At 72.7% G+C, this 20272-nt stretch carries 18 protein-coding genes; 3 read left to right on the forward strand and 15 right to left on the reverse strand.

Going from position 1 to position 20272, the window contains the following annotated elements:
- Positions 1-178: 178 nt before the first annotated feature.
- Together E2B92_RS11035 and E2B92_RS11040 are read left to right on the forward strand one after the other, a co-directional pair.
- Complete coding sequence (locus E2B92_RS11035) at positions 179-2671, forward strand: ThuA domain-containing protein (protein WP_126884602.1); 2493 nt, start codon at positions 179-181, stop codon at positions 2669-2671.
- A 47-nt stretch (positions 2672-2718) separates the two neighbouring features.
- The gene (locus E2B92_RS11040; RefSeq protein WP_126884608.1) at positions 2719-4878 is read left to right on the forward strand and encodes an OmpL47-type beta-barrel domain-containing protein; all 2160 of its coding nucleotides are present in this window, start codon (positions 2719-2721) and stop codon (positions 4876-4878) included.
- Positions 4879-5147: 269 nt separating this feature from the next.
- Here the strand turns inward: E2B92_RS11040 and ligD are convergent, their stop codons facing one another.
- The gene (ligD, locus tag E2B92_RS11045) at positions 5148-6158 is read right to left on the reverse strand and encodes a non-homologous end-joining DNA ligase (RefSeq protein ID WP_185923549.1); all 1011 of its coding nucleotides are present in this window, start codon (positions 6156-6158) and stop codon (positions 5148-5150) included.
- Between the two features lie 74 nt (positions 6159-6232).
- Here ligD and E2B92_RS11050 point away from each other — a divergent pair, with 74 nt between their 5' ends.
- The gene (locus tag E2B92_RS11050) at positions 6233-7303 is read left to right on the forward strand and encodes an ATP-dependent DNA ligase (RefSeq protein ID WP_126884603.1); all 1071 of its coding nucleotides are present in this window, start codon (positions 6233-6235) and stop codon (positions 7301-7303) included.
- On the opposite strand, the gene E2B92_RS11055 is transcribed toward E2B92_RS11050, so the two are convergent.
- The 14 genes from E2B92_RS11055 to E2B92_RS11120 form a co-directional block, all read right to left on the reverse strand.
- On the reverse strand, positions 7286-8503 hold the full coding sequence (locus E2B92_RS11055; protein WP_133087492.1) for a lytic transglycosylase domain-containing protein: 1218 nt from the start codon (positions 8501-8503) through the stop codon (positions 7286-7288). The genes E2B92_RS11050 and E2B92_RS11055 overlap by 18 nt on opposite strands.
- On the reverse strand, positions 8500-9234 hold the full coding sequence (locus E2B92_RS11060) for a nuclear transport factor 2 family protein (RefSeq protein WP_126889431.1): 735 nt from the start codon (positions 9232-9234) through the stop codon (positions 8500-8502). The genes E2B92_RS11055 and E2B92_RS11060 overlap by 4 nt, the downstream gene beginning before the upstream one ends.
- 13 nt (positions 9235-9247) lie before the next feature.
- Positions 9248-9793, reverse strand: a complete 546-nt coding sequence (locus tag E2B92_RS11065) for a hypothetical protein (protein ID WP_126889430.1) — start codon at positions 9791-9793, stop codon at positions 9248-9250.
- 15 nt (positions 9794-9808) lie between these two features.
- The gene (locus E2B92_RS11070; RefSeq protein WP_235023783.1) at positions 9809-10315 is read right to left on the reverse strand and encodes a hypothetical protein; all 507 of its coding nucleotides are present in this window, start codon (positions 10313-10315) and stop codon (positions 9809-9811) included.
- Between the two features lie 59 nt (positions 10316-10374).
- Complete coding sequence (locus E2B92_RS11075) at positions 10375-10755, reverse strand: hypothetical protein (protein ID WP_235023784.1); 381 nt, start codon at positions 10753-10755, stop codon at positions 10375-10377.
- Positions 10756-10763: 8 nt separating this feature from the next.
- Entirely contained in the window at positions 10764-11879 is a 1116-nt protein-coding gene (locus tag E2B92_RS11080) for an MCE family protein (RefSeq protein ID WP_126889428.1), read from the reverse strand.
- Complete coding sequence (locus tag E2B92_RS11085; RefSeq protein WP_133087513.1) at positions 11879-12949, reverse strand: MCE family protein; 1071 nt, start codon at positions 12947-12949, stop codon at positions 11879-11881. The genes E2B92_RS11080 and E2B92_RS11085 overlap by 1 nt, the downstream gene beginning before the upstream one ends.
- 113 nt (positions 12950-13062) lie before the next feature.
- Entirely contained in the window at positions 13063-14199 is a 1137-nt protein-coding gene (locus tag E2B92_RS11090; RefSeq protein WP_443070277.1) for an MCE family protein, read from the reverse strand.
- The gene (locus E2B92_RS11095; RefSeq protein ID WP_126889156.1) at positions 14160-15185 is read right to left on the reverse strand and encodes an MCE family protein; all 1026 of its coding nucleotides are present in this window, start codon (positions 15183-15185) and stop codon (positions 14160-14162) included. Before E2B92_RS11095 ends, E2B92_RS11090 begins: the two co-directional genes overlap by 40 nt.
- A complete protein-coding gene (locus E2B92_RS11100; protein ID WP_126889157.1) occupies positions 15182-16213 on the reverse strand; it encodes an MCE family protein in 1032 nt (343 codons plus the stop codon). The genes E2B92_RS11095 and E2B92_RS11100 overlap by 4 nt, the downstream gene beginning before the upstream one ends.
- On the reverse strand, positions 16210-17445 hold the full coding sequence (locus E2B92_RS11105) for an MCE family protein (protein WP_126889158.1): 1236 nt from the start codon (positions 17443-17445) through the stop codon (positions 16210-16212). The genes E2B92_RS11100 and E2B92_RS11105 overlap by 4 nt, the downstream gene beginning before the upstream one ends.
- A complete protein-coding gene (locus E2B92_RS11110) occupies positions 17442-18248 on the reverse strand; it encodes an MlaE family ABC transporter permease (RefSeq protein ID WP_126889159.1) in 807 nt (268 codons plus the stop codon). Before E2B92_RS11110 ends, E2B92_RS11105 begins: the two co-directional genes overlap by 4 nt.
- Before the next feature lie 2 nt (positions 18249-18250).
- Entirely contained in the window at positions 18251-19036 is a 786-nt protein-coding gene (locus E2B92_RS11115) for an MlaE family ABC transporter permease (protein WP_443070278.1), read from the reverse strand.
- 251 nt (positions 19037-19287) lie between these two features.
- Positions 19288-20271, reverse strand: coding sequence for an ABC transporter ATP-binding protein (locus E2B92_RS11120; RefSeq protein ID WP_185923665.1), 984 nt, complete (start codon positions 20269-20271; stop codon positions 19288-19290).
- Between the last annotated feature and the right edge of the window lies 1 nt (position 20272).

Raw genomic sequence — 20272 nt, forward strand, 5'->3', positions numbered from 1 at the left:
GGTGTGGAGGCTGACGGGGCGGACCGCCCCCGGAACGGGCACACCGTAGCGGGGCGGGCCCGGGTTTATCCACAGCCAGGACAAAGTTCGCGGGATTGATGCCAAGCTATTGGCGTGCCACGGAAAGAGGTCTAGCTTCATCGTCGTTTGCTGTGACCACAGAGGGGTGGGTGAACACATGCACCGTGCACCACATCACCGGTCAAGAACCCGCCGCCGAGCGGAAGTCGCCGTCGCCTCCGGCGCCCTGGCGGCCTTACTGCTCAGCGGGACGGCAGCCACCGCCGGGCCGAATCCCGGCGAGCCGGCTCCCATTCGGACAACGTTGTCGATCCCGTCACCGCCCGGCGGGGCGCATGTACGCGTGCTGGTGTTCCACGCCTCGGCGACGGCCGAGTCCCCGACCGTCGACGCCGGCATCGCGGCGATCGAGTCGATCGGCCGGTCCGGTCCGGCCGCCCAGCAGTTCCGCACCGAGGCGACGGACGACGCCGCGGTGTTCACCGACGCCCGCAGGCTCGGCCGGTACAACGCGGTGGTGTTCCTCACCGGCGGCGGCGATGTGCTCGACCCCGAGCAGGAGGCGGGCCTCGAAACGTACATGGAGGCCGGCGGCGGCTTCCTCGGCATCCATGACGCGGCGCGCACCGAGCCGTACTCGGACTGGTTCACCGGGCTGGTCGGCGCCCGGCCCGCGGCCCAGAGCCCGGCCACCGTCCAGCGGGCGACCGTCGAGGCAGGCGACCGCCGGCATCCGGCCACGCGGCAGCTCCCGTTGAACTGGAAGCGCCCGGACAAGTGGCTCAACTGGTCGGTGAACCCGTCGGGCAGCGTGCACACGGTGGCGCGGGTCAAGGAGAGCACCTACCAGCCGGGGCCGGGTGCCAACGGGTGGGACCACCCCATCTCCTGGTGCCGTGACTACGACGGCGGCCGGTCCTTCTACACGGGCATGGGCGGTACGGCCGCCTCGTTCGCCGAGACGGACTTCCGCGACCACCTGCGCGGCGCCCTGCTGTGGACGACCCGCCTCTCCCGTGCCGACTGCAAGGCCACCATCGACGCCAATTACACCGCCGAGCGCGTCACACGGCCCAACCAGCCGGGCCGCAACGACCAGATCGGGGAGCCGCACGGCCTGGTCGCCGCCCCGGACGGGCGCATCCTCTACATCGGGCGCGGCGGCGCCGACTCCTCCAAGCCCGTGGTGACCGACTGGAACAATCCGGACATCGGCAAGGGCAAGGGCGAGATCCACGTCTACGACCCCAGGACGAAGACGGTTCGGCTCGCGGGCGAGCTGACGGTCTTCGGCAACAAGGGCGGCGGCGACGAGCTGACGAAGAACGAGGAGGGTCTCCTCGGCATCGAGCTCGACCCGGACTTCCTCACCAACGGCTGGGTGTACCTGCACTACACACCGCACGCGAGGATCAACCGCGACACGCACATGGCGGAGCGGTACGTCTCCCGCTTCACTCTCGATCCGGCCACCAGCACGCTGGACCTCGCGAGCGAGAAGGTGCTGCTGAAGTGGCCGGTGCAGATCCACAGTTGCTGCCACGCGGGCGGCGGGATGGCCTGGGACTCCAAGGAGAACCTGTACATCGCCACCGGTGACAACAACTCCAGCGGCTTCAGCGGGGGGTACGCGGGCAACAACCCGGAGCCGGACTTCAAGGGCGTCTCCTTCGCCGACGCGCGCCGCACCTCCGGCAACACCAACAACCTCAACGGCAAGATCCTCCGCATCCACCCCGAGGACGACGGCACGTACACGCTCCCCGAGGGCAATCTCTTCACCGGGCAGGAGCCGGACGAGGGCGGCGGCAAGACACGGGGCGAGATCTATGTGATGGGCGTACGCAACCCGGCCCGGATCTTCGTCGACAAGCGGACCGACATCCTGTACGCGGGGTGGGTCGGCCCCGACGCCGGTGCGCCGTCCACCACATGGGGCCCGGCGAAGTACGACACGTTCGCCGCGATCACCAGGGCGGGCAACCACGGCTGGCCGTACTGCATGGGCAACAACCAGCCCTACCGGGACCGCAACCTGCCCGATCCGGGCAAGCCGCTCGGCTGGTACGACTGCGCCAGGCCGAAGAACGAGTCGCCGAACAACGACGGCCTGGTGAACCTGCCGCCGGTCACCCCGAACACCATCTGGTACTCGCCCCAGGGCGGCGGCGTGGACTACCCACGTGACGCGAGCGGTGTGCCCAGCTACCGGACCGAGGAGCAGAAGCTGCTGCTGCCGTGGCTCAAGGGCGGCGGCCAGGCCACCATGAACGGGCCGGTGTACCGGTACGACGCCGCGTCGGACAGCACCGTCAAGTGGCCGGCGTACTGGGACGGCAAGTGGTTCGTCGGGGACTTCTACGACGGTGACCAGCCGCGGCACGCGGTGCTGACCGATCCGAGAACGGTCGGCAAGGGCGGCCTGCCGGTGCACGCCGAGTCCCTGAAGAAGATCATCCCGGTCGGGCCGGGCGGTATCCGCAACCTGATGGACTGGAAGTTCGCCCCGGACGGCTCGCTGTACGTCCTGGACTACGGGCGCGGTTTCTTCACCTCCGACGCCCAGTCCGCCCTGTGGCGCGTGACCTACAAGGGCGGCGAGCCGACGCCCGCCGCGGACTTTCTGGCGAGGAAGGAGGCGGCACAGTGAGGCACCGCACCCCACGGCTGTGGACCGCCCTGCTCGGGTCGCTGCTGATGGTCCTCGGCCTCACGTCGACCGCCGCGTACGGGCGGCCGGACAACGGACCGGCGGCCGCGGCGGAACAGGTGCTCACCTGGACCGCCGGTGACCCCGTCGACCGATACCTGACCTTCCCGGCCACCGCGGTGGCGGGTCCCACGACGATCGTGTTCGAAAACAGCACGGCGACCGGGAACACCACCGGAATGCCGCACACGCTGACGTTCGACGTCTCGGACCCGGAGTACAACAACGACGTCCCGCTCAACATCCTGGCCAACCCCAACGACGACCGGGGCGGCAAGCACACCGCCCAGGTCACCCTGACGCCCGGCCGGTACCGCTTCTTCTGCACGATCCCGGGCCACGGCGCGATGCAGGGCATCCTCACCGTGACCGAAGGCGGCGGCGAGGACACCACGGCGCCCGAGACCGCCGCGAAGGTCGAGGGTGAGCGGAACGCCGACGGCGCGTACGTCGGCCACGCCAACGTCACGGTGTCGGCCACCGACACCGGCGGCTCGGGCGTCGACCGCATCGAGTACGCGGTCGGGGCGGACGGAGCCTGGCAGGCGTACACCGCTCCGGTGATGGTCCACCAGGTCGGCACGCACACCGTCCGCTACCGGGCCACCGACAAGGCGGGCAACACCTCCGCCGTGAAGGCGGTCGACTTCACCGTGGTCGCCCCGCCGACGGACGACAGGACCCCGCCGGAGACGTCCGCGACCGTCAGCGGCGAGAGGAACGACCAGGGCCAGTACCTGGACATGGCGACGGTCACGGTCACCGCGTCCGACACCGGCTCGGGCGTCAACACCATCGCGTACGCGCTCGGAGCCGGCGGCGCCTGGCAGGCGTACACCGCCCCGGTCATGGTCCACCAGGTGGGCACGCACACCGTCCGCTACCGGGCCACGGACCGGGCCGGGAACGTGGCGGCGGAGAAGTCGGTGCAGTTCACGGTCGTCGCCCCGCCCGCCCAGGACACCACCCCGCCCCGGACGACGGCCACGGTGACCGGCAGCAAGAACTCCGACGGAGCGTTCATCACCAGCGCCACCGTGACGGTCACGGCGACCGACACCGGCGGCTCGGGCGTGGACAAGGTCGAGTACTCCCTGGACGGCGGGCCGTACCTGGCGTACACGGCGCCGGTCGTCGTGGACCGGGTCGGCCACCACACGGTGCTGCACCGGGCCACCGACAAGGCCGGCAACACCTCGGCCGCCACGCGGGTGGGCTTCGACATCGCGGAGGGCGGCGGCGTACCGGCGCCCCACTGCCCCGAGTACGACGAGCGGCTCACCGTCATCGTCGGCACCGTCGACTCCGGAGTGCCCAACCGCATGACGCGCGGCCGGTGCACCATCAACGAACTGATCGAGGACGAGAAGGACTGGTCGTCGCACGCGCTGTTCCTCAAGCACGTGGACACGGTCCTCGACCGGCTGCTCGCCGACGGGGTCATCGACGCCCGGGAGCACCGGACCATCCACCGCGCGGCCAGGGAGTCCGGCATCGGCAAGCCGGGCGGGACCAGCGGCTACCGCACGCTGTTCGACGGCTCGGCGGAGACCTTCGCGAAATGGCAGCACGTCGGGGGCGGGAAGTTCACCCTCAACGGCGACGGCTCGATGACCAGCAGCACGACGGTTCCGGGCATGGGCATGCTGTGGTTCCCGCAGCGGCAGTACGGGGACTTCTCGCTGAGGCTCCAGTGGCGCGACGACGCCCCGGGCACGGGCAACGCCAACTCCGGTGTGTTCGTCCGCTTCCCGCACGTCCACGACCACCCCGAGGAGCCGCGGCCGGAGTGGGTCGCCATCACGTTCGGGCACGAGGTCCAGGTCCTGGACCGGCCGGACGGCGACATGTACAAGACCGGCTCTATATACGGGTTCGACCGGGTGGGCCTGGGCGGGGCGGGCGTCACGCCCAAGGGCACCTGGAACGACTACGAGATCCGGGTGGAGGGCCAGCACTACACGGTCTTCCGCAACGGTGTGCTGATCAACGAGTTCGACAACACCGGGGGGCAGGAGTTCTCCCCGCCGCGCCACGGCGACCCGGGCACGGACGGCCGGCGGTACGCCACCGGTTACGTGGGGCTCCAGGTCCACGGCACGACGGACGTGATCTCCTACCGCGACATCCGGATCAAGGAGCTGTGACCGGCCGGCCGGTCTGAGCGGCTAGGGCGTGTCTTTTGGATCAGGCCGGATCAGGGAGCGGGGTCTGGTGCGTGTGGATGCAAGGCGGAGGTGGGGGTCCCCCCGCCGCAGGCAGGGGGAGGAGCCACTGCGGTGGGGGCACCTCCCGTGCCCGTAGGGCTACGGGGGCCATTGGCGACCGATGACAACGCCGCTGGGGGTCCCCCCGCCGCAGGCAGGGGGAGCGCGTGCCAGGGCCCGCGAGCCCGGCAAGATCCGAAAGACACGCCCTAGTCGGTCTTCTTGGCGCGGCTCGGCTGTACCCGCTTGGGCTCACCCGGCATCTTCGGGTAGTCCGGCGGGTACGGCAGGTCGGCCAGGCCGTGGTCGCGCTCGTCCTTGGCGGCCAGCTCCAGCAGGCTGTCCAGCGAGAAGGCGTGGTCGTCCATGTCCGCGTGGATGTCGCCGTGATCGGCGTACCGCACGGGCATGGTCGCCAGGTCGAAGTCACGGGGGTCGACGTCGTCGAGCTCGTCCCAGCGCAGGGGGGCGGACACCGGGGCGTGGGGCTTGGGACGGATCGAGTAGGCGGAGGCGATCGTCCGGTCGCGGGCCGTCTGGTTGTAGTCGACGAAGATCTTCTCGCCGCGCTCCTCCTTCCACCAGGCGGTGGTGACCCGGCCGGGCATCCGCCGCTCCAGCTCGCGGCCGACCGCGATGGCCGCGCGGCGGACACGGGTGAAGTCCCAGCGCGGCTCGATCGGTACGTAGACGTGGATGCCGCGCCCGCCGGAGGTCTTCGGCCAGCCGCGCAGTCCGTGCTCGTCCAGCAGGGCGTGCAGCTCGTGCGCGGCGGCCACCGCGTCCGCGAAGCCGGTGCCGGGCTGGGGGTCGAGGTCGATGCGCAGCTCGTCGGGGTGGTCGGTGTGGTCGCCACGGACGGGCCAGGGGTGGAAGGTGAGCGTGCCGAGGTTCGCGGCCCAGATCACGGCGGCGATCTCGGTGGGCCGGATCTCGTCGGCGAAGCGACCGCTGGGGAACGTGATGTGGGCGGTGGGAATCCAGTCGGGGAGGTTCTTGGGCGCGCGCTTCTGGAAGAACGACTCGCCCTCCACTCCGTCGACGAAGCGCTCCAGGGTGGTGGGCCGGTCGCGCAGGGCGCGCGTGATGCCCTCGCGCACGGCGAGGAAGTAGCGCGCCACGTCCAGCTTCGTGAAGCCGCGCTCGGGGAAGTAGACCTTGTCAGGGTTGGACAGGCGTACGGTCCGCCCGCCGGCCTCCAGCTCCACCGCGTTTCCCATGGCTGCCACAGTAGGACGCCCACCTGAGGTGTGCATATCGGGCATATCAATTGGCTCTCGGGCAGAATCGAGCCATGGACCTGCCGGTGATGCCGCCCGTGAAACCGATGCTGGCCAAGTCCGTGAAGAAGATCCCGCCCGGCATGCAGTACGAGGCCAAGTGGGACGGCTTCCGCGCCATCGTCCACCGGGACGGACCCGAGCTGGTCATCGGCAGCCGCACCGGGAAGCCGCTCACCCGGTACTTCCCCGAGCTGGTCACCGCCCTGCCGCCCCGGCTCCCCGAGCGCTGCGTCATCGACGGCGAGATCGTGATCGCCCACGAGGGCCGGCTGGACTTCGACCGGCTCACCGAGCGCATCCACCCGGCCGCCTCCCGCGTGAAGACGCTCTCCGAACGCACGCCCGCCCGTTTCATCGCCTTCGACATCCTCGCCCTCGGCGACGAGTCGCTCATGGACACCGTGCTCGTCGAGCGCCGGGCCGCGCTGGAGGAAGCCCTGCGCGGCGCCGACGCCCCCGTCCACCTGGCACCGTCCACGACCGACATCGAGGTGGCGCGCGGCTGGTTCGACCAGTACGAGGGTGCCGGACTCGACGGTGTGATCGCCAAGCCGCTCGACCTGCTCTACCGGCCCGACGCACGGCTCATGTACAAGATCAAGCACGAGCGGACCGCCGATGTCGTCGTGGCCGGCTACCGCTTCCACAAGAGCGGCCCCGTCGTCGGCTCCCTCCTGCTCGGCCTGTACGACGACCGCGGCACCCTCCAGCATGTCGGGGTCTGCGCCGCGTTCACCGGGAAGCGCCGCGCGGAACTGATCGACGAGCTGGAACCCCTCCGCATGGACCCGCCCGGCGGGCACCCGTGGGCGGCCTGGGCCGACGAGGCCGCGCACGAGGCCGCACGGCTGCCCGGCGCGCCGAGTCGCTGGTCCGGCAAGAAGGACCTGTCCTGGGTGGCGCTCAGGCCCGAGCGGGTGTGCGAGGTCGGCTACGACCACATGGAGGGCAGCCGGTTCCGGCACACGGCCCAGTTCCGCCGCTGGCGGCCGGACCGTACGCCGGAGAGCTGCGGGTACGGGCAGCTCGAGGAGCCCGTGTCGTACGACCTCGACCAGGTGCTGTCAGGGGGCGGCGGCTGAGGAGGGGGCCGAACAGGGCGTGGGGGTGGGCGCGGGTGTGGGTGTGGGAGTCGGGATGGGGGCGGGGGTGTCGGTCGGGGCGGGCTGCGGGGGCGGGCAGGTGGGGCCCGGGGACGGGTCGGTGGGCGAGGGGGTGGGGGTCGGGGTCGGGGTCGGCGTCGGGGTCGGGGTCGGCGTCGGCGTCGGTGTGGGGGTTGGGGTCGGTCGCGTGGGGGGCGGTGGGGTGGGTTTCGGGGGCGGTGCCGGTCGCGGGGAGGTGCCCGGCGTGGGGGCCGTGCCCGGGTGCGTCGGCGTGTCCGGCCGCGGCGCGCCCGTGGGGCGGGGCGGGCGCGGGGAGGGCTGCGGAACCATGGGGCGGACGGGGGCACTGCCCGGGCCGGGGCTCACGGGGAGCACGCCCGTGCGGTCCGGCACGGGATGCGCGCCGCGCTGGTAGAAGGCCAGCCAGGACAGGACCGTCCGCAGATAGGGGACGGAGTGGTTGTAGCTGAGCACCGCCCGTTCCAGGTCGGCCCCGACCGTGAGCCTCCGCTCCCCCGCGCACAGGTAGTGGCCGGCGGCCAGGGCGGCGTCATGGACGTTGCCGGGGTCCTTCCGGCCGTCTCCGTTGCCGTCCGCGCCCCAGCGCGACCACGTGGACGGGATGAACTGCATGGGGCCGACGGCCCGGTCGTACACCCCGTCCCCGTCGTACGCCCCACCGTCCGTGTCCGTGATCCGGGCGAAGCCGATCCCGTTGAGGACCGGCCCGAGAATCGGCTCCAGCGTGGTGCCGTGCGCGTCCACGCGGCCGCCGCGCGCCTGGCCCGACTCCACCCTGCCGATCGCGGCGAGCAACTGCCACGGCAGCCGGCAGCCCGGGTCGGTGCGGGCGACGGCGGCCTCGGCGCGCCGGTAGGCGGCCAGGACGGTGGCGGGTATCCCGGCGTGGGCGGTGATCGGCCCCGCCTGGGGGCCGCCGCCGGGGCGGGGCGGGCGCAACACGGACGGCGCCGGTGACGTGAGCGGGGGCAGCTCGGTGTGGTAGGCGTCGTCGCTCGGCGGCAGCGGCGCGCGCTGCGGGCGGTTCCCCGCCAGGGGCCGTTCGGCGGCCGGCTCGGGCGGGCGTACGAGGCCGGGGGCCTGCGACGCCGTGAGGGCGGCCATCGCGGCGACCGCCGCCGCCGTCCCGGTGAGCCTCCGCCGCACCCGCCGCCTCATGAGCCCGCGCCCAGGGTGTCGATGGCGGCGATGCGCCAGGCGCCGTCCTTCCGTACCGCCTCGACCGCGAACATGGCGGCGCCGTACGTGGTCGCGTCCTTCTTGGCCGCCGTGCGGGTGTTGCTCTGGTCCGCGTAGATCAGCACCCGCGCGCGGTCGCCGTCGATCAGCTCCACGCCGCTCTGCGTCACGGTGGTGGTGAGGACGAGCTTCTGCCGCGCCGCCTGCTGCCGCACCGGGGCGAGCATGGTGCGGTGCTGGCCGACCGCCTTACCGGTGAGGTGGGCGCGCACGGCCCGGTCGGCGGCTGCGGTCGCCGTGTAGTCGTACGAGAACAGCTCGTTCACCGCCTTGGTGACCTGGCCCTTGACCTCGCTGGTGCGGGCGGCGTCGGTGAGGGCGGCGTTGCGGGCGGCGGGTGTGTCGCGCAGGGCGGCCGCCTGCCCGGTGGCCCAGGTGGCGAAACCGCCCAGGAGGACGGTGAGGACGCCCAGGGCGACGGGCAACCGGTGGCTCCGGAGCCGTCCGCGATCGTCGGCATGGCGCGACCCGGACGCGGACGCGGACGGGGATGTGGACGCGGACGCCGGTGCGGGGACGGTCCGCGCCCCGGACCCTGTCCGCGTCTTCCCGGTCGCGGGTGCGGTCCGGGAGGCGGGGGTGGCCGTGCGGCTCGCCTGGACGGTCGCCAGGCGGCGTTGCCGGTTGATGAGGTGACGGGTCGTCGGCATGGGGCGGCTCCTGTCAGTCGGCGGCGGTCGCGGGCCCGGACGTGGTGCCGACCGGTGCCTGGCCCAGGGAGCTGAGCTTCCAGCCCCCGGCGGTCCGGGTGAGCTCGCCGAGCATCCGGCTCTCCTTGGCGGCGGGCTTGCCCTTGGGCGGGGTGACGGTGATCCGGAGGGCGACCATCACGCTCGCCCGCCCGGCCCGGGTGTCGAGTTCGGTCACCGCGCCGGACAGCACCTTGGCGCTGGTCACCGTTCTGGCCTGCTGGATCTGCCGCTCGAACTGCGGGCGGCCGTCCCTGAGCTGGGCCAGCAGGTCGCCGGTGGCCGACGCCTGCCAGGTGTCCAGTCCGCGGCGCAGGTCGCGGTGGTCGAGCGTGTTCATGTTCTGCACGGCCTGTTCCCCCGCGGCGAGCACCTCGTCGCGCGTGACGGCGTCCGCGGTGGACTCGTCGTGCGCCGCCGTGTACCAGGACCAGCCGCCCCAGCTTGCGCCGCCGGCCGCGAGCAGGGCGAGTGCCGCCGCTGCCGTCAGGAGCGGATTGCCTCTCTTGGTGTGGGCCATCGGTGCGGGTGCCCCCTATCGCGATCGGATGTCGACGATCCGCCAGCGCCCGTCGTGCAGTTCAGCGGTGACGGAGAGCTGTGCGGCGACCGTGGTGGGCGGTGCGCCGGCGCGCCGCGCGACCTGGTCGAGGAAGAACAGGAGGTGTGCGCGGTCGTCGTCGAGCCGGGCAACTCCGGCGCGTACGACCCGGGTGGTGAGCGTCAGCCGCTGCCGGGCCGCCTGCTGCTCGACCTGGCCGAACAGCGTGTCGTACTGGCGGGCCGCCTTGCCCGCGAGGTGCCGGCGCGCCGCCTGCCGGGTGGTGGCGGTGGCGCCGGGGCCGTACGAGAACACCCGGGTGAGCGCCCCGCCGACCTCCCGCACGGCCCGGGAGGTGGCCGCGGTGTCGGTGAACGCCCGGTTCCCGGCCGCGGGCGTGCCGCTCAACTGCTGGGCACGGACGAGGAGTGCGGCCGCGCCCAGCAGCAGCACCAGCACAACGGCGGCGCGCGCCGCCCGCCTCGCCGCCGTGCCACCCACAGGCCCACGCGCCGCCCGGCTCGCCGCCGGGCCGCCCACAGGCCCACGCGCCGCCCGGCTCATGGCCGTGCCACCGGGACGTCGGTGAGCGTGGTGACCTTCCAGCCGTCGCCGCGGCGCGCGAGGGTGGCTTCCACGCGCCTGCGGTCGGCGCCGCCGGGCGCGCTCCGAACCCGTACCGTCGCGATGAGGCGCGCCGTACCCGCCCGGTCGTCGAGCGCCGTGAGCGCCACGTCCGTGACGGTGGCCGGGCCCGGCGCCCCGGAGGCGTCCACGCCGCCGAGCCGGGCCACGTGGGCGCGCCCCGCCGCCAGGGCGGCGTCCCGTGCCTCGGCGTGCGCCCGGGTGCCGTCGCCCGCCGCCCGGGCGTACGAGCAGGCGGCGAGGACGCACAGCAGCGCCGCCGCGGCGACGGCGGCCCGCCAGCCGTGGACGCGCACCGCCCCCCTCACCGGCCGCCGCCGGGTGCGTGGGCGGAGCCGCGGACGTTGGTGCCGCTCGATGGCGGGGCCGTGCACCGGGCCTGCGTGTTGAACTCCGGTGCGGGCGACAGGTCGAGGCCGTTGCGGTACGTCGTACCGCCGTACCCCGCCGTGCAGGGCAGCGGCTCGAAGAAGGTGACCGACATGCCGAGGCGGAGGCCGTCGGGGGTGACGGCGGTCGACCCGGCGGCCACGAGGGCGGGCACGGTCACCAGGAACTCCGCCATGCCGCGCTGGCGGGTGACCGCCACTTCGGAGGTGGTCAGCAGGTTGGCCAGGACGACGCCGAAGGCGGGGTCGAGGTCCCGCAGCAGGGCGCTGACCTGGCCGGCGGCCTCCGGGGCCGCGGCGATCAGGGCCCGCAGGTCGGCGTCGGAGTCCTTGAGCCGCGCGGCGAGCTCCTTGGCACCGGAGGCGAAGGAGGTGATCGCCCCGGCCTCCTCGGCCTGGGTCCGCAGGACGGTCTCGGCGTCGGTGATCAGCCGGGTGGTGGACGGCAGCGCCTCGTCGGCGGCGCGGACGAAGGCGTCGCCACTGTCCAGCAGCGCCTGGAGGTCGTCGCCGCGCCCGTTGAGCGCGGTGCCGAGTTCGTCCACGACCGTGCGCAGTGCCTCCGGGTCGACGGAGGAGGCCAGTGCGCCGACCCCGCTCAGCACACGGGTGACGGGTGCGGGGGTCCGTGTGTCGGCGCGGGCGATGACCGCGCCCTCACGCAGGTACGGTCCGCCGTCGGAGACGGGGCGGAGGTCGATGTACTGCTCGCCGACGGCGGAGAGGTTGGCGACGACGGCGTCGAGGTCGGCCGGGATGGCGGGGGCCGACTTCCTGATGCGCAGCTCGGCCTCGACCCCGTCGTCGGTGAGGTGGAGGGGGCCGACGCGGCCGACGGGCACGCCGCGGTAAGTGACGTTCGAGTGGGTGAAGAGCCCGCCCGTGGTCGCCAGTTGTACGCGCACGGTGTAGTGGTCGCGCAGGCCGACGAGGTGGCCGACGTCCGCGTACCGCACTCCGACGAAGCCGAGGACGAGGGTGCCGATGAGGAGGAAGGCGAGGTTCTTCAGCCGGATGGCGGTGGTCGGCATCAGTTCCTCCCGGTCGGCGGCAGGGGCAGGGGCGGGCCGGACGGCGTGGCGGGGGCGGGGTCGGCGGGGGGTGTGAGCGCCGGGATGATCCGGGTGCCGGGGGCGGCGGTCACGTCCAGGTAGACGTTGAGGTAGTCGCCCTTGACGCCGCGGAGCACCTCGTCCGTGAACGGGTAGGTGAGCAGCACCTGGAGGGAGTCGGGCAGGGCCTTGCCGGAGTCGGCGAGCGCCTGGAGGGTGGGTCCGAGGGCCTTGAGGTCGGCGATCAGGTCGGCCTTGCTCCGGTTGACGGTGTCGACGGCGACGCCGGAGAGGGTGTCGAGTGCGCCGAGCATGGTGAGGAGCGAGGCGCGCTGCCTCTGGAGGACCTTCAGGCCGGGGCTGAGGCCGGTGAGGACGGTGCCGACGTCGCGTTCGCGTCCGGCGAGGGTGGCGGTCAGCCGGTTGACCTGGTCGAGTGCGGCGGTGATGTCGCTCTTGTTGCCGTCCAGGGTGGTGACGAGGGTGTCGAGCCGTCGCAGCAGGGAGCGGATCTCGGTCTCGTTGCCGCGCAGGGCCGTGCCCAGTTCGCTGGTGATGGTCCGGATCTGCTGGATGCCGCCGCCGTTGAGGAGCATCGACAGGGCTCCGAAGACCTCTTCGACCTCGGGGTTGCGGTTGGTGCGGCTCATGGGGATGCGGTCGCCGTCGCCGAGGGTGCCCCGGGGCGTGGCGGCGCGCTTGGGGGGTGCGGTGAGCTGGATGTACTTCTCGCCGAGGAGGCTGGACTGTTCGAGGTGGGCGTACGCGTCGGCGGGGAGCGTCACGTCGCCGTTGACGCGCATGGTGACGGTGGCGGACCAGTCGGTGCGGTCGAGGGTGATGCGGGTGACGCGGCCGACGGCGACGTCGTTGACCTTGACCGCGGACTGCGGGACGAGGCTGAGGACGTCGGCGAACTCGGCGGTGATCTCGTACGGGTGGTCGCCGAGGTCGGCGCCCCCGGGCAGCGGCAACTGCTCGAGGCCGGACAGCTCCGGGACGGCCGGCGCGTCGCAGCTCACGACGGTCACGGAGAGGCCGACGGCCAGGGCGAGGACGGCGGCGACGCCGGTGGTGGTGGTACGGCGACGACGGCCGGAGGGGCGGGAGGGGACGGTAGGGCGAGGGAGCGGCGGGAGACGGAAGCGGCCGGAGGGGCGGTTCACCGTGAGGCCCCCTTCTCGGGTGTCCCGTAGAGGGTGCCGACCACGGGCAGCGGCAGGGCGGGCAGGGCCTGGCGGCGGGCGGGGGTGACGGGGACGAGGCCGTTCGGCAGGCCGGGGGCGCCGGTGACGCGGCCGGTGCCGAGGCTGAGCTCGTTGATGTCGGCGCGGCCGTTGAGGGTGCGGTGGACGGGGTCGTACGCCTTGAGGGCGTTGCCGGCGGCGAGCGGCGCGGTGTCCAGGGCCTCGGCGAGGGAGGCGCGCTGGTCGACGAGGGTCCGGGTGAGGGGGACGAGAAGGTCGACGTTCTTCTTGAGGCTGCCGCGGTTGTCCTCGATGAAGGTCTTCACCCGGGCGAGGGCGGTGCCCAGTTCCTTCAGCGCCGCGCCCAGGTTCTCCTTGTCCTGGGCGAGGAAGCCGGTGACGGTGGCGAGCCGCTCCTGGGCCGTGCGGACGTCGCCGTCGTTGTTCTTGAGCATGGTGGTGAAGGACTGGAGGTGGGTGAGCGTCTCGAAGAGGTCGCCGCTGCTCGCGTCGAGGGTCTTGGCGGCCTTGCCGAACTGCTCGATGGAGTCGCCGATGGCCTTGCCGTTGCCCTTGAGGTTGGCGGCTCCTGTGCCGACGAGGCCGGCGAGGGCTCCGTCGGCGTTGGCGCCGTTCGGCCCGAGGGCCTCGGTGAGTTCGGTGAGGGACGCGTACAGTTCGTCGACCTCCAGGGGCGTCGCGTTGCGGGCGGCGGGCAGCACGGCGCCGTCCCGGATCTCGGGTCCGCCGGTGTAGGCGGGGGCGAGCTGCACGTAGCGGTCGGCGACGACGCTGGGCGTCACGATGACGGCGTGGGCGCCGGCCGGGACGCGGACGCCCTCGTCGATCAGCAGGGTGACCTCGACTTCGTCGCCCCGGGGGCGTACGGAGCCGACGGTGCCGGCCCTGACACCGAGGATGCGGAGGTCGGAGCCCTCGTACACGCCGGTGGCGCGGTCGAAGCGGGCGGTGACGCGGGTGGTGCGGGACTCGTCGAGGGCCGTGACGCCGGACGCTCCGGCGACGGCCACGAGGGCGAGCCCGGCGGTGATGCCGAGGGCGCGTCGGAGGTTCACCTGGTACCGCCTCCCGCGGGTCTGGGCGGCATGCATCCGGTGGCGGGGGGCGTGCCGGGGTCGAGGTAGGTGCGGGGGACGAGACCGCAGACGTACGTATCGAACCAGCGCCCGTTGCCGAGGGTGTTGCCGACGAGCCGGTAGTACGGGCCGGCCAGGGCGAGGGTGCGGTCGAGGTTCTCGCGGTTCTTCACCAGGACGCCGGTGACCCGGCCGAGTGCGGCGAGGGTGGGGCCGAGCTGCCGGTCGTTGTCCCGCACCAGGCCGGCGAGCTGGGTGCCGAGGTCGCGGGCGCCGGTGAGGAGGAGGTGGATGGCGTCGCGGCGGGCCTGGAGTTCGCCGAGGAGCAGGCCCCCGTCCTCCAGGAGCGTCTCGACGCTGCTCTTCTTCCCCTCCAGGGTCTTCGTCAGCCGCGCGCTGCCCTTGAGGAGTTCGGCGAGTTGCGCGTCGCGCGAGGAGACCGACGCGGACAGCGCGGACAGGCCGGTGGCGGCGCTGCGCACATGGGGCGGGGAGTCGGCGAATGTGGCGGAGATGGCTTCGAAGCTCTGGGCGAGCCGGCGGGTGTCGAGCGCGTCGATGGTGTCGCCGAGGCCGGTGAGGGCCTGGGTGACGTCGTAGGGCGAGGTGGTGCGGGCCAGGGGGATGCGGTCGCCGGGGTCCTGGGCGCTGGTGCCGAGGGGGTCGACGGCCAGGTACTTCTCGCCGAGCAGGGTCTTGATGGCGATGGCGGCGGTGCTGGAGTCTCCGATCCAGGTCTCGTCGTCGACCTCGAAGCCCACCTTCACCTTGGCGCCGTCCAGGGCGACCTCCGTGACCGCGCCGACCTTGACGCCGGCGACGCGCACCTCGTCGCCCTCGTCGAGTCCGGCCGCCTCGGTGAAGTCGGCGGTGTAGGCGGTGGTGCCGCCCGTCAGGGCGTCGATCCGGTACGTGCCGAGGGCGAGGAGGGCGAGGAGGAGCAGGCCGACGGCGCCGACGGTGACGGGGTTGCGTTCCCGTACGGGTGTGCGGCGTCTCATGCGCGGCACCTCGGTTCCGTGATCGCGATGCCGGTGGGCGGCCGGGTGCCGTCGTCGGTGGTGACGCCGGTGACCGTGGCCTCGCAGAGGTAGAGGTTGAGCCACGATCCGTAGGAGGCGAGGCGTCCGACGGCCTGCATCTTGGCGGGTGTGGTGCGCAGGAAGGATTCGATCCGGTCGGTGCTGTCGGCCAGTTGTCCGGACAGACGGCCGAGCTGGCGGATGTCGTTCTTGAGGGGGGCGCGGCCGTCCTCGAGGAGTCCGGCGGTGACGGTGGTGAGCGACCCCATGGCGGCGATGGCCTCGCCGAGGGGTTCGCGGTCCCCCGCGAAGCCGCTGACGAGCTGCTGGAGGGTGACGACCAGGTCGTTGAAGCCCTCCTCGCGGTCGTTGACCGTTTTCAGCACCGTGTTGAGGTTGGTGATCACTTCCCCGATGACCTTGTCCTTGCCGGCGACGGTGGTGGTGAGCGAGCCGATGTGCTCCAGCAGGGAGTCGACGGTTCCGCCGTCGCCCTGGAGGACCCGCACGATGGAGCCGGCCAGGCTGTTGATCTCGTCCGGCGACAGGCCCCGGAACAGCGGCTGGAAGCCGTTGAAGAGCTGGGTGAGGTCGAGTGCGGGGGTGGTGCGGGTGAGGGGGATGACCGCCCCGGCGGGCAGGGACCGGCCGACGGGGCCGGTGCCCCGGTCGAGGTCGACGTACCGCTGGCCGACCATGTTGAGGTACTTGATCGACGCGGTCGCCGACGCGGGCAGCGCCCGGCCCTTCTGGACGGTGAAGCCGACTTCGGCGATCCGCCGGTCGGCGATCCGGACGGACTCGACCTGGCCGACCTTCACCCCGGCGATGCGGACGCTGTCGCCCTCGACGAGGCCGGTGACGTCGGTGAACCGGGCCTTGTACGCGACGGTGTCGCCGACGCCCTCGTTGGCGACGGAGAACGCCAGGACGGTGGTGGCCAGGACGGTCACGACGATGAAGGCGAGCGACTTGGTGAGCGGTCCGGCGAGGGAACGGCGCTTCACTGGAGGGTCACCTCCGCTCCGCGGAAGAGGGGGCCCGTCAGGACGGTGCTCCAGTCGGGCAGGGACTGGGGCGCGGCCCGGAGGCCCGGGGCGATCAGTTCGGTGACGAGCTGGTTCTCCTGCGGCGAGTTGGGCAGGCCGAGACGCTGGCCGGCGGCCCTCGGGTCCGCCAGGGGCTTGCCGGTGTACGGGACGGCGTAGCAGTGCGGGCCGCCGGTCGCCTCGTAGACGGGCCGGTCCTTGCCGGGGAGGTACGCGCCGCGGGAGGGGACGGTACGGACGCTGACGTGGAGGCCGGGCCGGCCGGTGCCCTTGCCGAGCGCCTTGTCCATGGCCGGGACGAAGCCGGCGAGGGTGCGCAGGGTGCAGGGGAAGGAGGAGGAGTGGCGGGCGAGGAGTTCGAGGGTGGGGCGGGAGGTGGCGGAGAGGCGGATGAGGTGGGCGCGGTGGGCGCGGAGGAAGGCCGTGAGGTCCTGGGCGGACACGGTGGTCGTGCCGTAGAGGCGGGCGAGCCGGTCCTGCTCGGCGGCGAGGGTGCCGCTGGTGGTGGTGAAGTCGGTGAGGGCGTCCAGGATGTCGGGGGCGGCGTCGCCGTACGCGCGGCCGACCTCGACGAGGTGGGTGATGTCGCGGTTGAGGGCGGGCAGGTGGGGGTTGAGCCGTTTCAGGTGCGCTTCGAGGGTGACGAGGGTGTCGCCGAGCTGCTCGCCGCGCCCTTCGAGTGCCTGGGCGACGGCGGTGAGGGTGGCGGACAGCTTCTCCGGCTTGACGGCGGTGAGCAGCGGGAGCACCTGGTCGAGGACCTGTTCCAGCTCGACGGCGTTGGCGGAGCGGTCCTGCGGGATGGTGGCGCCGGCGGTGAGCGCGCGCGGGGAGGGGTCGCGGGCGGGCGGTACGAGGGCGACGAACCGTTCGCCGAACAGGGTGGTGGGCAGCATCTGCGCGGTGACGTCGGCCGGGACGCGTCCGAGGTGGCGGGGGTCGATGGCGAGGGTGAGGCGGGCGCCGGTGCCGTCGGCGCGGATGTCGCGCACGTCGCCGATGACGACGCCGCGCAGCTTCACCTCCGCGCCGCGGTGCATCTCGTTGCCGGCGCTGCCGGTCAGGACGGTGACGGTGGCGTCGCGGCTGAACTCCTTGTCGTACACCGCCACCGCCAGCCGGGCCAGGAGGACGGGGACGAGCAGGAACACGACTCCGGCGAGCCGTCTGCGGAGCGTCGTCGTGTTCATCCGGCCACCTTCACGGTCGTGGTCGCTCCCCAGATCGCGAGGGACAGGAAGAAGTCGGTGACGCTGATCAGGACGATGGCGCCGCGCACCGACCGGCCGACGGCGACGCCGACCCCCGCGGGCCCGCCGGTGGCGCGGAAGCCGTAGGAGCAGTGGGCGAGGATCACCAGCACGCTGAAGATGAGGACCTTGAGGATGGAGAGCAGGACGTCGTCGGGTGAGAGGAACAGCGTGAAGTAGTGGTCGTACGTGCCCGCCGACTGGCCGTTGAACAGGACGGTGACCGTGCGGGAGGCCACGTAGGAGGAGAGCAGCCCGATCGCGTAGAGCGGGACGATGGCGACGACGCCCGCGATGATGCGGGTGGTGACGAGGTAGGGCAGGGAGCGCACGCCCATGGCCTCGAGCGCGTCGACCTCCTCGTTGATGCGCATCGCGCCGAGCTGCGCCGTGAATCCGGCGCCGACGGTGGCGGAGAGGGCGAGGCCGGCGACCAGCGGGGCGATCTCGCGGGTGTTGAAGTAGGCGGAGACGAAGCCGGTGAAGGCGGACGTGCCGATCTGGTTGAGCGCGGCGTAGCCCTGGAGGCCGACGACGGTGCCGGTGAACAGGGTCATGGCGATCATCACGCCGATGGTGCCGCCGATGACGCCGAGGCCGCCGCTGCCGAAGGCGACCTCGGCGAGCAGGCGCTGCACCTCCCTGAAGTAGCGGTGCAGGGTGCGGGGTATCCACACCAGCGCCTTGACGTAGAAGACGAGCTGGTCGCCGGAGCGGTCGAGCCAGGCGAGCGGGGAGGCCATCGTCACGCCCCCTTCGCGGGGACGATCTGGAGGTAGATCGCGGTGAGGACCATGTTGACGAAGAAGAGGAGGAGGAAGGTGATGACGACGGACTGGTTGACGGCGTCGCCCACGCCCTTCGGGCCGCCGCGCGGGTTGAGTCCCCGGTGGGCGGCGACGATGCCGGCGAGGAAGCCGAAGATCAGCGCCTTGATCTCGCTGATCCAGAGGTCGGGAAGCTGGGCGAGGGCGGAGAAGCTGGCGAGGTAGGCGCCGGGGGTGCCGTTCTGGAGGACGACGTTGAAGAAGTAGCCGCCGAGGGTGCCGACGACGGAGACCATGCCGTTGAGGAGCACGGCGACGAGCATGGTGGCGAGGACCCGGGGCACGACCAGGCGCTGGACGGGCGAGACGCCCATGACTTCCATGGCGTCCAGTTCCTCGCGGATCTTCCGCGACCCGAGGTCGGCGCAGATGGCGGAGCCGCCCGCGCCGGCGATCAGCAGGGCCACGATCAGCGGGCTGGCCTGCTGCACGACGGCCAGGACACTGGCCCCGCCGGTGAACGACTGGGCACCGAGCTGCTGGGTGAGCGACCCGACCTGGAGCGCGATGACCGCGCCGAACGGGATGGACACCAGGGCGGCGGGCAGGATGGTCACGCCGGCGACGAACCAGAACTGCTCGACGAACTCCCGGAACTGGAACGGCCGCCGGAAGATGTCGCGGGCGACGGTGGCGGCGAGCGCGAACAGCCTGCCGGTCTCGCGCAGCGGCGCGAGCAGCCGCGAGGCGGCCGGTAACCGCACGGACGGCCGGGGTGTGGGGGGTTCGGGGGCGGGGGCTTCGGGCGCCAACGGGGCTCGGGCGGGGGGCTGGTGGACCGACGGCCGGCGTGTGGGGGCTTCGGGGGCGGGGGGTGGGGGGGGGGGGGGGGGGGGGGGGCGGGGCGGGGGGGGGCGGGGGGGGGGGGGGGGGGGGGGGGGGGGGGGGGGGGGGGGGGGGGGGGGGGGGGGGGGGGGGGGGGGGGGGGGGGGGGGGGGGGGGGGGAGGTCCGGGGTCATGAGGCGGTGCCGCCGATCGGGCCGGCGGGGGCGTAGCTCTGCAGGATCGCGGCCCTGGCGGCCTCCGGCAGGCGGGGCAGCATGCCGAGGACGCGCTCGCGGCGGCGCTGGACCGCCGCCCGGGGCGGCAGGCCCGGGGACGGTTCCAGTTGGGGCGCCGGTGTCCGGGGCGCGTACGCCGGAGCGGTGCGCTGCTCACGGGCCAGCGTCGCCGCGTCCTTCTCCTCCGACATGCCGATGGGCCCCTCGCGCCGCCCGCTGAGGAATTGCGCCACCACCGGCTCGTCGCTGGTGAGCAGCACCTCCCGCGGTCCGAACGTGACGAGGCGGCGCCGGAACAGCATTCCCATGTTGTCCGGAACCGTCGCCGCGATGTCGAGGTTGTGCGTGACGATCAGCATCGTGGCGTCGATCTGCGCATTGAGGTCGATGAGGAGTTGCGACAGATAGGCGGTGCGGACGGGATCGAGTCCGGAATCGGGCTCGTCGCACAGGATGATCTGGGGGTCGAGTACGAGTGCCCGGGCCAGTCCGGCGCGTTTGCGCATTCCGCCGGATATCTCGCCGGGCAGTTTTTGTTCGGCGCCGACGAGTCCCACCATGTCCATCCGCTCCATGACGATGCGGCGGATCTCGGATTCCTTCTTGCGGGTGTGTTCGCGCAGCGGAAAGGCGACGTTGTCGAAGAGCGACATCGACCCGAAGAGCGCACCGTCCTGGAACATCAGCCCGAACAGCTTGCGCGTCTCGTAGATCTCGCGTTCAGGGCTGTTCACCATGTCGACGCCGTTGATGAGGACGCGCCCGCGCTCGGGCTTGAGGAGCCCGATGACGGACTTCAGGAACACGGTCTTGCCGGTGCCGGAGGGGCCGAGCATCACGCTGACCTCACCGGCGGGCAGGGTGAGGCTGACGTCCTGCCAGATGTTCTGCGTGCCGAAGGACATGGTGAGCCCCTCGACGACCACTTCTGTTCCCACC

The sequence above is a fragment of the Streptomyces sp. WAC05374 genome (assembly GCF_004353505.1).
Lineage (GTDB): Bacteria > Actinomycetota > Actinomycetes > Streptomycetales > Streptomycetaceae > Streptomyces.

What these genes read in the sequence shown, in the direction of transcription:
- E2B92_RS11035 (WP_126884602.1), top strand. Translation starts at nt 179, where the DNA reads ATGCACCGTGCACCACATCACCGGTCAAGAACCCGCCGCCGAGCGGAA.
- E2B92_RS11040 (WP_126884608.1), top strand. Translation starts at nt 2,719, where the DNA reads ATGGTCCTCGGCCTCACGTCGACCGCCGCGTACGGGCGGCCGGACAAC.
- ligD (WP_185923549.1), bottom strand. Translation starts at nt 6,158, where the DNA reads ATGGGAAACGCGGTGGAGCTGGAGGCCGGCGGGCGGACCGTACGCCTG.
- E2B92_RS11050 (WP_126884603.1), top strand. Translation starts at nt 6,233, where the DNA reads ATGGACCTGCCGGTGATGCCGCCCGTGAAACCGATGCTGGCCAAGTCC.
- E2B92_RS11055 (WP_133087492.1), bottom strand. Translation starts at nt 8,503, where the DNA reads ATGAGGCGGCGGGTGCGGCGGAGGCTCACCGGGACGGCGGCGGCGGTC.
- E2B92_RS11060 (WP_126889431.1), bottom strand. Translation starts at nt 9,234, where the DNA reads ATGCCGACGACCCGTCACCTCATCAACCGGCAACGCCGCCTGGCGACC.
- E2B92_RS11065 (WP_126889430.1), bottom strand. Translation starts at nt 9,793, where the DNA reads ATGGCCCACACCAAGAGAGGCAATCCGCTCCTGACGGCAGCGGCGGCA.
- E2B92_RS11080 (WP_126889428.1), bottom strand. Translation starts at nt 11,879, where the DNA reads ATGCCGACCACCGCCATCCGGCTGAAGAACCTCGCCTTCCTCCTCATC.
- E2B92_RS11090 (WP_443070277.1), bottom strand. Translation starts at nt 14,199, where the DNA reads ATGCATGCCGCCCAGACCCGCGGGAGGCGGTACCAGGTGAACCTCCGA.
- E2B92_RS11095 (WP_126889156.1), bottom strand. Translation starts at nt 15,185, where the DNA reads ATGAGACGCCGCACACCCGTACGGGAACGCAACCCCGTCACCGTCGGC.
- E2B92_RS11105 (WP_126889158.1), bottom strand. Translation starts at nt 17,445, where the DNA reads ATGAACACGACGACGCTCCGCAGACGGCTCGCCGGAGTCGTGTTCCTG.
- E2B92_RS11110 (WP_126889159.1), bottom strand. Translation starts at nt 18,248, where the DNA reads ATGGCCTCCCCGCTCGCCTGGCTCGACCGCTCCGGCGACCAGCTCGTC.